16 protein-coding genes are annotated in these 16924 nt (G+C 29.4%); 4 read left to right on the top strand and 12 right to left on the bottom strand.

Annotation, left to right across the window (positions count from 1 at the left end):
- Positions 1-24: 24 nt before the first annotated feature.
- From J2772_RS24435 to J2772_RS19095, 7 genes are all read right to left on the bottom strand, one after another.
- Positions 25-189, bottom strand: coding sequence for a bacteriocin-like protein (locus J2772_RS24435; protein WP_164466599.1), 165 nt, complete (start codon positions 187-189; stop codon positions 25-27).
- A 94-nt stretch (positions 190-283) separates the two neighbouring features.
- The gene (locus tag J2772_RS19120; RefSeq protein ID WP_209919529.1) at positions 284-1792 is read right to left on the bottom strand and encodes a vitamin K epoxide reductase family protein; all 1509 of its coding nucleotides are present in this window, start codon (positions 1790-1792) and stop codon (positions 284-286) included.
- A gap of 312 nt (positions 1793-2104) precedes the next feature.
- A complete protein-coding gene (gene gwsS / locus J2772_RS19115) occupies positions 2105-3253 on the bottom strand; it encodes a grasp-with-spasm system SPASM domain peptide maturase (RefSeq protein ID WP_317194519.1) in 1149 nt (382 codons plus the stop codon).
- 112 nt (positions 3254-3365) lie between these two features.
- Positions 3366-4268 carry a grasp-with-spasm system ATP-grasp peptide maturase gene (gene gwsG / locus J2772_RS19110; RefSeq protein ID WP_209919527.1) on the bottom strand — a complete coding sequence of 301 codons (903 nt, stop codon included), beginning with the start codon at positions 4266-4268 and terminating at the stop codon, positions 3366-3368.
- Entirely contained in the window at positions 4246-5118 is an 873-nt protein-coding gene (locus J2772_RS19105) for a hypothetical protein (RefSeq protein WP_245365275.1), read from the bottom strand. Before J2772_RS19105 ends, gwsG begins: the two co-directional genes overlap by 23 nt.
- Before the next feature lie 70 nt (positions 5119-5188).
- Complete coding sequence (locus J2772_RS19100; protein WP_084220925.1) at positions 5189-5392, bottom strand: TIGR04139 family peptide modification target; 204 nt, start codon at positions 5390-5392, stop codon at positions 5189-5191.
- A 237-nt stretch (positions 5393-5629) separates the two neighbouring features.
- Complete coding sequence (locus J2772_RS19095) at positions 5630-7384, bottom strand: helix-turn-helix domain-containing protein (protein ID WP_209919524.1); 1755 nt, start codon at positions 7382-7384, stop codon at positions 5630-5632.
- Positions 7385-7770: 386 nt separating this feature from the next.
- Between J2772_RS19095 and J2772_RS19090 the strand changes: the two genes are divergently transcribed.
- The 3 genes from J2772_RS19090 to J2772_RS24310 all read left to right on the top strand — a co-directional run bounded on the left by J2772_RS19090 (position 7771) and on the right by J2772_RS24310 (position 10349).
- A complete protein-coding gene (locus J2772_RS19090) occupies positions 7771-7944 on the top strand; it encodes a hypothetical protein (protein ID WP_209919522.1) in 174 nt (57 codons plus the stop codon).
- On the top strand, positions 7941-10112 hold the full coding sequence (locus J2772_RS19085; protein ID WP_209919520.1) for a prolyl oligopeptidase family serine peptidase: 2172 nt from the start codon (positions 7941-7943) through the stop codon (positions 10110-10112). The genes J2772_RS19090 and J2772_RS19085 overlap by 4 nt, the downstream gene beginning before the upstream one ends.
- 114 nt (positions 10113-10226) lie before the next feature.
- On the top strand, positions 10227-10349 hold the full coding sequence (locus J2772_RS24310) for a hypothetical protein (protein ID WP_262899069.1): 123 nt from the start codon (positions 10227-10229) through the stop codon (positions 10347-10349).
- A 312-nt stretch (positions 10350-10661) separates the two neighbouring features.
- On the opposite strand, the gene J2772_RS19080 is transcribed toward J2772_RS24310, so the two are convergent.
- The 5 genes from J2772_RS19080 to J2772_RS19060 form a co-directional block, all read right to left on the bottom strand.
- A complete protein-coding gene (locus J2772_RS19080) occupies positions 10662-12770 on the bottom strand; it encodes a peptidase domain-containing ABC transporter (protein WP_209919518.1) in 2109 nt (702 codons plus the stop codon).
- A complete protein-coding gene (locus J2772_RS19075) occupies positions 12757-13287 on the bottom strand; it encodes a TlpA family protein disulfide reductase (RefSeq protein WP_209919515.1) in 531 nt (176 codons plus the stop codon). Before J2772_RS19075 ends, J2772_RS19080 begins: the two co-directional genes overlap by 14 nt.
- 1 nt (position 13288) lies before the next feature.
- Positions 13289-13933 carry a hypothetical protein gene (locus J2772_RS19070; protein WP_209919512.1) on the bottom strand — a complete coding sequence of 215 codons (645 nt, stop codon included), beginning with the start codon at positions 13931-13933 and terminating at the stop codon, positions 13289-13291.
- Between the two features lie 588 nt (positions 13934-14521).
- Positions 14522-14665, bottom strand: a complete 144-nt coding sequence (locus J2772_RS19065; protein WP_209919510.1) for a hypothetical protein — start codon at positions 14663-14665, stop codon at positions 14522-14524.
- Between the two features lie 10 nt (positions 14666-14675).
- Positions 14676-14837, bottom strand: coding sequence for a hypothetical protein (locus tag J2772_RS19060; RefSeq protein ID WP_209919509.1), 162 nt, complete (start codon positions 14835-14837; stop codon positions 14676-14678).
- A gap of 335 nt (positions 14838-15172) precedes the next feature.
- Here J2772_RS19060 and J2772_RS19055 point away from each other — a divergent pair, with 335 nt between their 5' ends.
- Positions 15173-16906, top strand: coding sequence for a helix-turn-helix domain-containing protein (locus J2772_RS19055; RefSeq protein WP_209919507.1), 1734 nt, complete (start codon positions 15173-15175; stop codon positions 16904-16906).
- The last annotated feature ends 18 nt before the right edge of the window (positions 16907-16924 follow it).

Here is a 16924-nt window from a genome sequence, read left to right as displayed (position 1 = left end):
ATTATAATTCAATGAAATGGCAGGCTAGTAGTAGCACCATTTGTTACATGCATTTATAGCTCCCTCCTTAGGTGGATTAATCTTGGATTCGCAATAGCTCGCTTCGCTTTGAATTCTTGCACATTCCTGAGTAATGCCGCCTTTCAATATTCTTAGGCCTTCTCTTGAAAGTTTTTTTAGATTTTTCATAATAAATAGTTTTTGGTTTTCCTACTCTTTTATAGCTTTTCGGATACCGCTTTTATTTTTCCTAAGATAGTGAATTTTGAATCACTGGTTATGATTAAATTTCGTCGTCTTCTATTAACTCATCAACAAAAAATACGATATCTTCTCTGTCATATTTTTCCGGGAACTGATAGCCGTTAATTACAAGGATTGGCGTGAAGTTAAGTCCTGCATTATTGTTTTCCAGGGTCATTTGAGTCAATGAACTGAGGTTTTCTGATGTAGGAACTCCTCCGGACAGCATATTGATTTTGCTTTCATCCCTTGTTTCGAACCATTCTTCTACTGCATTCAGGAATTCATTTTCCGGTTTATTGTTGTAGATATAAGTTAGATCTGAAATTAATGCATTGTATTTTTCATTAGATCTTTCAGGAGTATAATTGAATCTCATTTGTAAGGAAACATCTTCAGGGTATTTCTTTAAAAGACTTTCTGCCAGTTTATGACCATCTTTACAGAAACCACAGTAAGGATTTGAAATAATGGAGATACGAAGCCTTGCATCCTTTTTTCCTACTGAAAATGTCTCAGTATCCTGAAATTCTATTTTATCTCTTTCTAATAACTGACTCTTGAATAGTTCATAATTCCTTTTGAACCTAAGATTTTTAGCATTGGTTTTTTGAAGTTCTTCTTTTTGCTCAAGCAGAGTATTGAAATACATTACTGCAGAAAAAATAATTGCCCATAAGATAACCGTAAGTAAAAGGGCAGCAACTCCAAAAGTAAGATTCTGGAAAAAGAAAGCGCTGATAACTAATTGCCCAACCAGGATAGAGATAATTAACAGACAAACTCTACAAAATGTTTTTTCAACAAAAGCCTGAATATAGAGAGAATAACCAATGGCAAGTATTGAAACGAAAGTAAATCCTTTTACAATATAAGCTGTAGCCGGTAAAAATAATCCTAATATGGCTAACCCTGTAAAGTAGATGAGTGAAAAGTCTGAAAACTTTAATCCTAAAATACTGGTTTTATCTTGTTTGATAATCCTGTCACATGAATTTGCTGTTTGAGTTGCAGGAGCAGCTCCACAAATACTTCCTATAACAGTAGATGTATTTCCAAATTTCTGGTTGAATAACTCCAATGAAATATAAACTCCGGCTAATGAAAGAAGGTTAAAGATCGCTTCAAGTAGTCCCTGATATATAAATGAGTAAATAAGAATAACTGCAAAAACAGCATATAAAATAGGCTTGAAATTAAAAGCAGTTTTATTTTCTATATTTTCTGTCTTTTCAAACAGCAGTACAAAGTCTGTAGAGTTTTTATAAAGTTCCTCTTTGCCTAATGTTTTTGCTTTTTCAGAATAGACCGAATAACTGCTTCCCGATTTTTTTACTAATGAGAATGCATTATCAACAATAGCAATAAATTCTTCAGGAAGTTCGTCCCAGTATTCTTTATCAAGTTGATAAGCATCATTTTTTACTCCCAAAAAGTTTAAGGTATCACTGAAAGCCAATGCTGACGGATAATTGGGATGAGAATTGAACTGGAAAATAAATTCCTGTTTATCAAGTTTTAGGTAGTTAATTAGTTTATCAAAAATCATATTAATATTTTCATCTAAAATACACAGATGTTTTAAATTAACAAAAATATTTTTCTTTTATTAGTGAGATATAAGGTGCTGTTGGTAGATTTGATTTGAATATCAATATTTTATTTTACAGGATTTGGCTTGAAAAGCATTTTTTATTTGGTATAAATATAAATCTGAAGTAAAAATATCAAATAGAAGTTTTCTTGTTGGTTTGGATTCCATTTTCCCACAGATGGATATATAAGGGTTTTCATGGTTAATGTTTACATTCATAATTAGCGCATCTGTGGGATTGGAATAACATATTCGTGTTCTACCTTTTTAATTGGGAATATTTTCCATGGTGTAATGTTTCATAGCCTTTTGCTTCAAAGGATTTTTACTCCAGTCTTCCCATATTCCTGTATAGGGGTCATATCCACATTTTAAAGGTTTTGAAATATCAAGGCCTTCTTTATTCTTGTGGGTTCTTGCTGTATAAGCGCGGCAATCGGTACATACATAGCGAAACTCGCAATCTTTACAAATTTCTATTTTGTCCTTAGTGAGGTTCCAATATTTTTTGAAATCACTTTCTATCAGAACTTCTTCAAGACTGGATTGATGAATATTTCCAAATTTTTCGGGCATTAAAGGGCAGTTTTTTATATTTCCATCTCTATCAATTCCAATTTTTTTGTGTAAACAAGAATTGTGATTGATTGCTTCAAGAACTTTGGGAAGATTGGTGTTGAAATATTTTAGATCTATTTTTCCGCAAGCGGATATTTTGATGTTTTCATGGTTAAAGTTGATACTAAATCTAAATATTTCTTTGGTCTTAAAAGGGACCTCGTTGCAATTGTAAAAAATGAAATTATAAATTCTTGTAGTTGATTGATTGAGGATTTGAAAAAACTCTTTATTTAAAGCATTATGAAATGGAGCGTATATTTCTATACCTTCTAAAACAGAGCCTTTAAACTTATTGTCGATATCCTGACATTCTTCAAGAGAAAGCTCCTTAGTAGAATAAATTACCAAATGTTTTACTCCTAAATTGTTTATAGAGTTCTTTATTTTATCGAGAATAATGACATTGTCAATTTCAATGAAAACATTTGAGACCTTGCTTACTTCTTGAAACTCATAGGACAATGGAAGAAAATTTCTATCCCAATCCTCATTCGTTATAAAACCGTATTCTTTTTCAAGCAAAAAGTCTATATATTCATGAATGATCTGTTTAGATTCATCATCATAATTTTTTAAGGTGTTTTCAATAGAATCATTTTTCAGCTCCTCAATAATATCATACAATTCCAAAGGATAAAGATCAGAGATCTTCCTCTGAAGATCAGAGATCAGGATTCTTCCGGCTCCTTTGGTGATTAAAATATTACTGAATAGGTTAAAATATCTCATAATAGTCTTGTCAATGCTTTTATTGGTCTTTCCCTCATAAGGTAATCGGTTTGATAGGTTTCGCACTCTACATAGTTTATGTTAATACTGTTTTTATCATTAGATTTTTTAGTGCCAAGCTTTTCAATAAATTTAAAGGTAAGAGGTAATTTATTTTTTTCTTCTTTAAATAGTTTTTTCATAAATATTGTGCTATTTCTTTGTCTAACGAGTAGTTGCAGATTTCTGATAGCCCTATGAACTGGCCCGTAGGATTAACTTCCAAAAAGTAGAACGTGTCTCCACTTTTTATAAAATCTATCGAACCACAGCTTAAGTCCAGCGACTGCATGAGCTGATGTGTTTTTTCTTCAATATTTTCAGGAAGCTGATATCGTACCTTTCTATTTGGTTTTTTATAATTATATTTTCTGAAATCGGTTTTAGTTTGCTCATCATTTTGAGAAAAAATAGCTGTAGACCACATTTTACCATCCAGATAAAAGCTTCTTATTTCAAAATCTTTTTCAATTTTTTCCTGAAAAAATGTGATGAAAAAATCGTCTTTTTCTTTTTCTTGTACTACCGAAGTGTAAATGATGCCATTTAAACTTTTATCAACAGAATCTAATATTACATTTTCTGTAATAGGCTTTGTAATGGTTTCGTTGATAATGACTTCATCAGTGTTTTCTGCTAAAAAATATTCCGGAACGTTTAATCCTGCTTTTTTTGCCTGTTCCAGGACCAGAAGTTTATTGACGTGATTGTTGCTTTGTTTATTAATGCTTTTTTTTAATTCTAAAGTTTTTATCACGTAGTCTTCCAGCCAATGTTGATGTTCATCCATATGGAGGTTGGCAGCATTATTATCATAGGATGAGCGCTTGAATTTTAATCCTCCTCTTCTGTACCAAGTACTTACAATCTCATCCAGAAAAAATCTGTTTCTGTTACTTACCAGATAAATTCTCTTTTTATCTGTTTTAATTTCAAAGAACTCATCTTCATGTGCACGAATAAATTTCTTTCCTATTGCTGAAAGATATTTGATGACTTTTGTAGTCGTGGAGTCTCCGTTATTCGATATGATGAGTATCATCCTGTTTCAGTTTTTTAAAAAAATCTCTTCTTATTTTAGCGCTGTGTTTCATGCTTGGGATTCCCAGACTTTTCCGGTTACGATTGATCTGTGCACTGTCTTTTACAGGAATCATATTAAAGCCATAGAGTGTGATTTTTTTATGGGATCCTAAATAGGTATCATCCATCCTTGCATAATCACGAGGAGAAAAGTCTCCTGATTTTACATATTCCAGTAATTTTTCTTTAATAAAAGGATAGTCTTTTTTAGACTCAACCATATGAGTGATAAAGGTTGGCATAGGAAACCATCCTATTTTTTGAGGTGTTGGAAATCCATGATTTTTAAAGGTCCATATAAGAAGTTTTGCGTTTTTCTCCACATTCTTTCTTGTCAATGCTGTATCAAGAGGGCGTCCTGCCTGATCTCGTATCAAAGCAATCCTGAAAGAATCAACCAGCTTTTTATCTAGTCCTTGTTTCCATTCTGTTATTTTTTGTTCTACAGATGTATTGTCTATCCCATATTTATTAAAAAGAGGCATATACTTTTTATATTCGTCACCATAAGGAGCTATCAGAGATATTAATTGATAAAGACTTTTTTTTCCACCAAAGTCTTCATGATACTGATCGGCTAGGGTAATATAAGTTGCATATTCTTCAATCCGATCCTGATTTTTAGGATCATATTCTTTGAAAATTTCCCTATACTCTTTTACAGCTAGTTTAGGATTATTGGCTAATCTGTATATGCTGTCGATCTCGTTTACTTTATTATAATAAGTAATATAGTTCTTTTTACAAGATGTAAGGAATAATAAAATGACAAGAGATAGGCTGTATTTTATTGATAGTGAATTTTTCATGAATATTCAATTTAATAATATGGATAAAAAAGGAGGGAAATATCCCCTCCCTTTTTCTTTGTTCATATACTTAGCAAACTTCTAGTCTCCCAATATAATCACCTCCATTAGATGTATAATGATCGGCTTCGTAGCATCCTGGTGTTGTAACTGCTGCACTAGATTCGATAGCATAAGATTTTAAACTACCATTAACTGATTTTAAATCGTCTCTTTTAAGTTTTTTGTTTTCTAAAGAAGAAAAACCTTTCTTCATTCCTGTTAACTTTTTCATTGTTAAAATTTTTTTTGAATTAATATTTGCTTGTCATATATCCCTGACATGGGAAGGTGCTGATCAGCATTTATATTTATGTTTTGTACTGTACACATACAAAAAAATAAATTTTGTGTTTTTACCTGTAGCAAACATACAGAACTGCAAATCGTAAAAAAAGTCTTGAGGTTTTAGATTTATAAATTTACATATATGAATTTATAAAAATATAAAAATTAATTTCTTGTAAATTAATTAGTTATGGTTATTTTGAGAATCGTTTAAATTATCAATTTCTTTAATGTACATAGAGAGTGTAGTACCTGTTTTTTTCTTAAAAGCTAAAGAAAATGCCTGTTCATTATTGTATCCTAACTCCTCAGCAATGACAGATAATTTGTAGGAACGGAATTTTTTATCTTTCACTAATCTATTTAAAGCAAAGTCAATTCTAAGATCATTAAGGTAACTCGCAAAGTTTTTTCCTTTATGAGTATTGATTATTTCTGATAAATAGGCAGTGTTTGTTTTTATATTTTTTGCTAAGCTGGCTAAGGTAACACCCTTGTTTAAGAAAAGCTCCCTGGATTCAAATATTCTCAATTCTTGTAATATAAATTGAGTAACTTCTTCGGATATGACTTTAGAGGTTTTATCATTTTGTTCACTTTGTTCAGGAATCGCTAAATGAATTATTTCAATATCATTAGCTTCTTTTTTTTCATCAGTATTGCCCTCTTCAATATTTCTTTTTTCAACCAGACTGATTAAATCCTGAGCAATTTTTCTCTGCTCTTTTTCTGTTTTCTTGGATTTATAGTATAGATATATAATAAATAGGAGTATTAATAAAAGTACACCCACAGAAATATAAAGTACTTTTTTTCTGATTTCTAATTTCTCGATGATATCTTCTTTTTCCTGCAAAAGATTGGGGGTGTCATACTTCTTAGGTAATTCGGTAGATAAATATTGAATCTGTTCATCGAGTTTTTTGTCAACTATAAGAAAACGGTCAATATAATAAAGTTGCTTTTGTTGATTATTATTTGCCTTGTAATAGTCTATAAGATAAGTATAGACTTCACGAAGATCAGGAAAGGTGATATTGTATTTTTGTACATTGGAATCAAGCTTAATATAGCTTTCTATAACCTTTTCCTCGTTCTTTATTCCCTGATAAGCTTTACCCAAATTATAAAGGGCATAATTAGCATTGATATTTTCATTATTGTTGGCGAAATAAGTATAGGCGTTCGATAACTTTATTATGGCAGTATCATATGCTTTCAATTTAAGATCATAAGTTCCGGCTAAATAAGAATATAGATCAGGATCATATTTATTCTTACCAGTGAAAATAGCCTTTTGTCCTTCTTTAATTAAAATATTGGCAGAATCTAATTTGTTAATCTCAAGATAACAGCTTATCAGAGCTATACGCATTTGATTGTGTTGATAATCATCTGTGATTTTATTTCCATTATATAGATAATATCTGAATGTTTTAGCTGCTTCTGTGTTCTTGCCTATGTAGCTATTGATGTAAGCAATATTCATATTAGCATAGGCCGTTTGCTTTTCGTCGTGTTGCTCTTTTGCGTATTTAAGTCCGAGAATATAATTATCCAATGCAGCTTTTAAATTATCCTGCTTATAATATAGATTTCCCTTGGTCAAATAGGTTCTGGCAGGGTATAGATTTCCTTTTATATTTTTTGTGATGATCGTTAAACTATCAAGATATTTTAGAGCAGTCGGATACTCTTCATAAAAATGTACCAGGATATAGCCTTCTGCTATTTCGAGTGTGTTTTTTTCTTTTTTAGCCTTTTGTAGATAATATGTGGCTATCTGCTTGGCATCTGAAGTTTTATTATAATCATAATAATCATAAAACTTATTCTTTAGTTCCGAATAAGTAAATTCATATAAATTATCAAATTTATTATTTTGAGCATCTGCTAAATTGCTGGATAATAATAGTATAATCAGGACTATATATTTCATTTTTTTGTAAATACAAAACAAATTTACATTTTTATTTAAGAATGTCCGTTTTCTGAAATAATGATCATATTGAGCCGTGTTTTTGTGAAATAATAACGCGTAATTATTATTAAATCAGTTGGTTGTGTTTTGTTGGAATCTCTTGGGTATAGAAGTTCGTATGATATGATATTAAATCGGTAATCAGATTATTATTTAAATATTTTTGAAATGGAAGTCTTCATCGTTTATCAATAATAAATCTCATGTTGGTGTTTGTAAGTGGTTGGTATTTATTGTTTTGGGTGTATTTTTCATGATGTGAATTTATAAATTTATAGTATGTTTTTATTGTAAATTTGAAAAATATTCTTTTATTTGTGTTTATAATTTTACACATAATTTTAATGAAAAAAATAATCAAACAAGAAAAAAAATTATCGTTAAAAAAATTACAGATAATGAAAATTAGCGATATGAAAACAATTAATGGTGGCTATGGCAATCAGATAGCAAATTTTAACACCGGAGAGGAACCACCAACACAGATTCCACCAAATACAATCATTGTGAGACCATGAAGCAAATAATTTTTATCATTATTTGTGTTTTTTATATCTCTTTGAATGCTCAAAAAAACAATCCAGCTCCATCCGTTCCTGTAACGGATGAATATTTTGGAACCCAGATCGTAGATGAATATAGGAATTTAGAGGATTTAGATAATCCTTTAACAAAAGAATGGATGAAAACTCAAACAGAGTATACCAATTCTATTCTTAATCAGATTCCTAAAAGACGCTATTATTTAGAAAAAAGGTTAGAGTTTGATGAAAAACAGGGGTATTCTACATCTGATTTAAAAATTACAAATAATGATAAGTATTTTTATTTGAAGAGAAGAGGAGATGAAAAAGTAGCTAAACTTTATTATCGGAAAGGATTTTTAGGAAAAGAAGAACTCCTTTATGATCCTGCTAATTTCAAAAGCTCTGATGCAAACCATGAGTTTGTTATTAATTATATTAGCCCTAATTCCATTGGGGATAAAGTGGCTATTGCAATGGCTGAAAAAGGGAAAGAATTGGCAGAGGTTATTATTATGGATGTAAAGACCAAATACATTCACCCTGAAATTATTACCAGTACAACTCCTGCTAATATAGGAGGAATAAAGTGGCTGGACGATAGTTCTGGATTTTTTTATACATACTTCCCTGTTAATGATTCCAAATCTCCCAATTTTTATAAAAACACACAAGCCATTTTATATAAAATTGGAACAAACCCAAAGGAGTTAACCCATGTTTTTTCTGCTAATCATAACCATGAACTAAAAATAGATGAAAAAAAATCTCCTATTATACTAGATTCTAATGATAAGTATTATGTAGGGATGTTGGTTGATAATAATTACTACAGACAAACGTTTATAATTTCCAAACAAGATTTACTGCAGGGTAAAAAAACATGGAAACCTCTTTATAATAAAGAAGATAAAGTTAGGTCTCTACAACTTGTGGGTAATGATGTATTTTTTTTATCTCAATATAATTCTCAAAATTACACCTTTTGTAAAACCAATGTTGAAAAACCTAATTTTAGAAACCCTGAAATTTTAATTCCGGAAAAGAAAGATGAAGTTATTGGGCAATATAAGCCCACTAAAGATGGTATTTATTACACAACAATCAAAAACGGAGTAGAGGCGAAGCTATACCTATATAAAGATGGTAAAGATATTGCAATTAAGCTCCCTTACCCATCAGGAGCTATCAACCTACAAGGAAAAGGAGAGGGGTTTTCAGATATTTGGATAAGTTGCTCCGGATGGGCAAATCAGGAACAGCGTTTTAGATATGACCTAAAAACAAATTCTTTTTTTGCTGAAAACATCGCTCCTATTGTAGAATATCCCGATTTTAAAGATATTGAAGTTAAAGAAATCACTGTGAAATCAAGAGATGGTGAAGAAATTCCATTATCCCTCATATACAATAAAAATGTAAAGCGAAATGGTGATAATCCTGTATTGATAGATTCCTATGGTTCTTTTGGAGTATCTTACAATCCATACTTTGCCCGTATTTACCTATTATGGGTAAATCAAGGAGGTGTTATGGCTATTGCTCATGTAAGAGGTGGTGGAGAAAAAGGAGAACGTTGGCGTTTGGGAGGGTATAAAGAAACAAAACCCAATACATGGAGGGATTTGATAGACTGCACAGAATATTTAATAAAAGAAAAATATACATCAAAAGATAAAGTGGCGATTTGGGGAGCGAGTGCAGGCGGAATCACAGTAGGAAGAGCAATAACAGAAAGACCAGATCTATTTAAAGCTGCCATTTTAGAATTGCCAATAACCAATACATTAAGAGATATACTTACCATTAGTAGTAATGTGGATGAATATGGAACATTAAAAGACCCTAAAGAATTTAAAGGTCTATTAGAAATGGATGCTTATCATCATATTAAAAAAGGGGTACAATATCCTGCAACATTTATAACAGGAGGAATTAATGATCCAAGAGTACTTGCTTGGGAACCTGTAAAATTTGCGGCTAAATTAATGGCAAATACTGCATCAAAAAATCCGGTTTTACTTAAAATAGATTATGAGGGTGGGCATGGAAATAATACAACAGTTGCTCATGGGCATTCAAACCTCTCAGATATATTTGCTTTTGCCTTCTGGCAACTAGGGCATCCTGACTATCAGCCAAAAGGAAATGAAAAAAAATAAAAATCTTGTTGAAAATACCATTGAAGGATAAAATGAAATCAATTATCAGATTTAATCATCCAATCAATATAATACAGCTTAAGCAGTTATCAATCTCTGTGAGAAAATAAGAAAATGAAGAAGTTAATATTTATTATTGTTGGTATTTTCTGTATTTCAAATATAAACGTTCAAAAAACAAATCTAGCTCCACCTGTTCCCGTAACAGATGGGGAATTTGGAAGAGAATTGAACTAGAAAATAAACTCCTGTTTATCAAGTTTTAGGTAGTTAATTAGTGTATCAAAATCATATTAATATTTCATCTAAAATACACAGATGTTTTAAATTAATAAAAATATTTTTCTTTTATTAGTGAGATATAATCGATAGTTGGTAGATATAGTTTGAATATCAATATTTTATTTTACAGGATTTGAGTTGAAAAATATTTTCCTATTATATTTTTTTGTGCTAGCTTTAGTACCTTGGTAAAAAAAATCAGGCCCCTATATTAAATAGGTAGGCCTGATAAAACATTCAGATTTAGAGAATGTGTAATTGATATATTTAATTAGTTATTAGTTCAGAGATCTTTGTATGATTAATAATCAAAATTTCATCAGATATTTCTTTTAAGTTTTCCAAGTGGTGGCTGATTATAAGAATTGTTTTGTCAGATTTTAGTTTTTGTATTAACTCATAAATGAATTTTCTATTTTCTTTATCCAAAGAGGAAGTAGGTTCATCTAAAATTAAAAATTGAGGGTTGTGATATAAGGCTCGCATCCAGCCAAGTAATTGTTTTTGACCTCCAGATAAATTAATTCCTTCTTCGCCGACCAGTGTTAAAAAACCATGAGGTAAGGAATTTATAAATTTATCAAACCCTAACAACATTATCTGATGTAATTGAGATTCATTTATCTGCTCACTAAGAGTAATGTTTTCCAATAGGTTTCCATTAAATAATTGAATATTTTGTGGTACAATACTTACTAAATTTCGCCAGTTAATTATTGAGATATCTTTTAAATTTATATCTTTATTTATTATTACCTCTCCATTTTCTGGGAGATAGTTTTTTTGTAAAATTTCAGTTAATGTGGTTTTTCCACAGCCACTTTTTCCTAATAAACATGTTATATGTCCTTTTTTAAGAGTAAACGATATTTGATTAAAAAGCCTACTTCTACCATTGAATCTAAAATCAATATTGTTCAAGTCAATAGATTTAATTGATTCAATTTCAATTCCTTCTGTTTTTTCTTGTTCCAATGAAGAATATTCAAACATCCTGTCAAAAGCTACTTTTGCCTCCTGTATCGGGATCGTAACCAAAGCCAAGTTAGTGGTTGAAGCTAGTAATGAACTTGAAATTCCGATAATGGCCATTAGTTCTCCAATTTTGAGGGTGTTGTTTAAAACATTGTATGATGAGAACCCTAAAATAATGAGAAGAAAAATAACCATAACTAATCCAGAATAGAATGAGATCGTTAGGTTAAGTTTTCCAAGTTCAAAGATTTTTGTTTGAAAGAAACCAAAAATAACATCATTTTTCTTTCCAAATAAATGTTGCTTTGAAAAGCTTTTGATCACATCTATTCCTTTTATATTGTCAATATAGTTTGATTCATTAATACTATAAGATTGCATTACATTTCTTTGGGCCTCGACAATTTTTTTATTGAAACTAAAGATAATATAGAAGACAACTGGGGTAATCATAATACAAACCAATGCAAGTTTCCACGAATAAAAAAATAAGAAGCCAAGTGATACTAGAATACCTAAAATATCAACAACACTATTTGTAATTAATTGCTTTATGACAGTTTGAATTCTTTGGGTATCATTGAGCCTTGCTACAAAATCACCAATTTTTCGAGTGTCAAAAAATATTTTTGGAAGGTGAAGGAGTGTGTGATAAAATCTTTTATTAATTCTCTCATTAAATGATTTATTTTGTTTAATAATATATAATTCTCTTAAAGCTTGAAGACCAACTCTTGCAAAAAGCAAAAAACCAAGAAAAGATATGCTTAATAATAGGAGTCCATTTTTTTTCTTTGGTAAAATATCATCTATCAATTTTTGCGAAAAAATAGACATAGACATTCCTAATAGTGTAAAAACCAATCCAAGGAAAATAATGATGTAAATAGTCTCCTGATCTTCTTTAATAAGATTTTTTATCCATTTTTTTTTCTTTTCCTGAGTTTCTGCTATTCTCTTAAATTGTGTATTAGGTTTAAGGGTCAAACAAGTTTTAGATAGCCATACTTCTTCTAAATATTCTTTTGTCCAGTATTCTAATCCTTTTGCAGGGTCTCCGATATAAAATTGATTATTTCCAGAGTCATTGTAAGAATAGCAAATAACATAATGTTCAAATTTTTGATCTATAATAACATGTAAAATTACAGGCTCCCTATGTTTGATGAGAGCATCAATATCAGCTTCACAACCTTCAGCATCAAAACCAATTTCACGGACACATTGATATAGTCCCAACAGGGTAGTTCCGGTTTTTCCTGTACCACTTTTTTCTCTGAGGGTTTCCAGTGAAATGTTTCCTCCATAATATTTGACCAAAGATTGAAGGCAGCCAACACCACAATCTGTATGGTCTTTTTGAAGGGAGAAAGTATTTTGTATAAGTTTATTTTCTTTCATTTGTTGATTCTAATAATAGTTTTTCCAGTTTTGTAGCTCCGGAATACCTTTTTATAAGATGGTTGTTTTCGTCATAGACCAAGAAATAAGGAAGACTATTCATCCCTAATTTTTGATAAAATTGAGCCATTGCGTCATGACACAAACGTATATTACTTTGTTTATCTAAACCATATTCATGAGCAAATTGCTTTATTTCTTTTAAAGGTTCACTGGCTACCCAAATCCATTGGATATTTCGATATTGGTTGTGTGTTTTAGATAATTCTTCTGCTTCTGCCTGACAATAATGACATGTTGGACTGAAATAAATGATCACTTTAGTCTGGTCATTAACCAGATCCTGTGACTTCAATAAGGTATTGTCTATTGTTTGAAGACTGAACACAGGAATGTTTTTTAGCGCATTTATCTTCTCTTTCTTTTGCTGGAAACTTAGAAAAAGATAGATCATAACTCCAATGAGTACAATAGGAATAGTAATGATGGATATTTTTAAAAATTTTCTGTTTTTCATTTTAAAGCTGCATATTTAATATCATAAATGAAACTACACCTGTCCAAAATAATAGTCCGAAACCGTAAGTAAGTGCTGTTAATCCAAAAGATTTTGGAAAACCTATTTTTTTATCTGAAAGTTCCCAGATTCCCCAAGCCAGAATTCCCCAATAGAATAATTCAAATAAATTCACTAATTGTAAAGGATAAGCAAGCCATTTTTCTGTAGATATATATTCTTTTATATTCAATAGAGATATAGGATAATAGGTTTGGAGATTTTCCAGTGTATAATCTGTATCAATCCAATAGAAATTAACAAACTTATAAAGCCCTGCTATAATAAAAACAGATTCTGCAATCAAAACGAGGGTTATTAAATCTGAAAATTTTATGTACTCTAAACCGGGCAAATCCAATAGCTTAATAAAATTAAGACAAAAAGCAACTAACAAAATTTTAATTCCTGTAAGTAAAGGAAGTAGTGTGTAGCTTACCCACCACCATTTTTTTTGACTTTCCATATAGTTTTGTACTGCTTCATTAGGATAGTCTTTTGCAAGAAAATCAAATATTTTTGAACTGGTTGTTATATAGGTTTTGTCTAAGTAGGTGAGTAAAAAATAGCATAAAATGACACCTACGAAAAGCATAAAGTTTTTCATAATTAAAATAAAAATGTGGATATATTTACAGTATTATATTAATAAGAATGAAAAGAGAGATAGGTGATTTGTTATGATTTATCTCTTTATCTTCATAATAAGTGAAATGTATTATTTATGTAGAGAATTTAATAAATAATAATATGGATTAAAAGATTTTTCTTTTTTAACGGAATCAATATTTACGCAATTTTAGATATGATTGTAAGTATTGTTTGAATTGTAAGGTTAATAAAGAGAGGTTTTTAGGCCTCTCTTTTGAACCAATTGAATAATAGTAATTCCTTTTTATAAATTATAAATTATAAATTATAAATTAGTTTACATTTTGTAAAGAAAAAAACCTAAAAAGAATATTGTAAGTCCACAAATAAATGAAAATATTATATTTTTAAAGGTTATATTTTTACTTAAATTTAAAACTAAAAGGCATGATATTCCAATAATAAAAGAAACTGTATAAATCTTAAAAGATATTGCTGATATATGATATGCTATATATAAAATTGGAATATATAATAAAATAATTAAACTCCTTTTTTCATTAATTTTTATTGAATTTATCATAACATTATAATTTATTTATTTTTACCAAGATGCAACCCAACAGGACCATGCAAGATTGTATCCAAAAATTGGGTTAATTGCAGTGGCTATAAGGGCTCCGTTCCAACAGTCTTTAGGTGAACCGCCTGTGACAGACTCCATATTTTTACTCTCTAACTTTTTCATAATATTAATTTTACATTGCATAGAGATAACAACCAATAGCCCAGATTGAAGCTCCTACTGCAACCGCAGGAATGAAAGCTCCAACTCCTCCAGCAACCATAGCTGTTAGATTACATTGATGGATACTACCACCTTCTAAATTTTCCATTTGTGAAACATTTAACTTTTTCATTTTGTTTGATTTTAAATTTAATATTTTTTTTTGTCATATAATCCCTGACATGGGATTTTTTGCTGATCAGCTTATATTTAGACTTTGTACTGTACACATACAAAAAATAAATCATTGTGCTTTTACCTGAGACAAAGATGCATGTGCTTTTTTGCTAATACAACAAAAGTATGTCGAAATTGATCAAATTTAAGGCTTTAACTATACGTAATTGACCAAATTCGATAAAACAAATACGGAACAATGTGTTGATTTGCAATTGATTAAATGTAATAAATGACTTATCAATAGAGAATAAGTATTAGAATTTGTATTTTTGTGATAGTAAATACACTATGCAAAAAAAAGCTTTCTTATTTATTTTTTTCCTTTGTCAAAATTTATTCTTTTCACAGAGTATGGAAGGTTTTCATATACCAGACTCTTTAAGAAAAAAAAGCTTTGAACAATTGATCAACGATTACAATAAAGTTCTCAGAATAGATAATGAGGCAGCGGAAATATATGCAAATGTCATTCTTAGTAAGGCAAAAAAAGAAAAGAATAATGATCAGATATATGATGGTTATTATAAATTAGCTCATGCAAAAGGATTGAATTCCGAAAATGGACATCCTTATGCAGACTCTTTAATAAAAATAACACAAAAAGCTAATACAAAAGAATACCCTGCAAAAGCATATATTATCAAAGGAATTTTACTGAATAATGAATTTAAATATAGAGAAGCATTAAATCAATATATAAAAGCACAAAGTTTATCTAAAAATAAAAATTTAGACCAGTTTTACTACATAAAAAAACTAGTTGGCGTTTTAAAGACTGCTACTGATGAAAATGATGAAGCACTCCCTCTTTTTTTAGAATATTACCAATATGAAAAGAAAAAAATGCAAGCCAATGATAAAGACATTAAAAGTTATATAGGTTCAATTTTTTCTGTATCAAATTCTTATAGTAAAAATAAAAAATATCAGGAAAGCAAACTTTATAATAAAATAGGTATTGCCGAATGTAAAAAATATAATGAATATAGCCAATATGTTTATTTTATTATGTCTGAAGGTATTGCAGAATACTATCTGAAAAATTATGTTATTGCGTATACACATTTAATAGGAATAGAAAAAGACCTTTTAAAAAATAAAAACTATGCGAATTTATCAATTTTATACTATTATTTAGGAAAAATTAATTATAGACTTAATAAAGAAAACGAAGCAATACAATATTTTATAAAATCTGACTCATTATCATTCAAATCTAATGATTTTGTACCAATAGTAAGAGATCAATATGAAATTTTAATTGATTATTATAAAAAGAAAGGAGATGAAAAAAAGCAATTAAAATTCATTAATAAACTCTTTTATGCAGACAGTATTATTAACAATAGTAAGCAATACTTATCCAAAGAAATTTATAAAAAGTATGATACTCCTATTCTACTAGAGAAGAAAGAAAAAATAATATCTGATTTGAATAATAGAAATTCAATATTATATTGGTTTTTAGGAGCTGGCATTTTAGTTATTTTTTCCTTAATATATGTATATAAAAGAAGAATTAAAGAATACCAAAAGCAAGCAGATCTATTAATTAAAAAGTCAACATCTTCTATAATTTTATCTACTCCATCCACTGAACCCCAAAAACTAAAGTTTTCTTTAGAAGAAAAAACTAAAGGTTTATTACCAGATGATAAATTACAGGATCTCAAAACAAAATTAGAGCACTTTGAAAAAAGTAAAAAATTTCTGCGAAAAAATATTACTACAGATAATCTAGCAAAAGATTTAGGAACAAATCGTGATTACCTATCAAAATCTGTAAATGAATTGAAAGGAAAGAATTTTTCACAATATTTGAACGAACTGAGAATTAATTATATTATACAAGAATTAAAGGATAATGAGAAGTTAAGAAAGCATACTATTTTATCAATTGCTAACGATATAGGATATAATAACTCCGAATCTTTTGCAAATGCTTTTAAGAAGATCACCGGTACTTTACCTTCTTATTATATTAAATTATTACAAGAACAAGTCGAAAAGCAAAATGATTGATAAAGAGTATTTTGTAAA

Source organism: Chryseobacterium jejuense (assembly GCF_017877355.1).
Taxonomy (GTDB): Bacteria; Bacteroidota; Bacteroidia; order Flavobacteriales; family Weeksellaceae; genus Chryseobacterium; species Chryseobacterium jejuense_A.
Note: the sequence above shows the minus strand (reverse complement) of the source record. Positions and strands in the feature narration are given on the sequence as shown.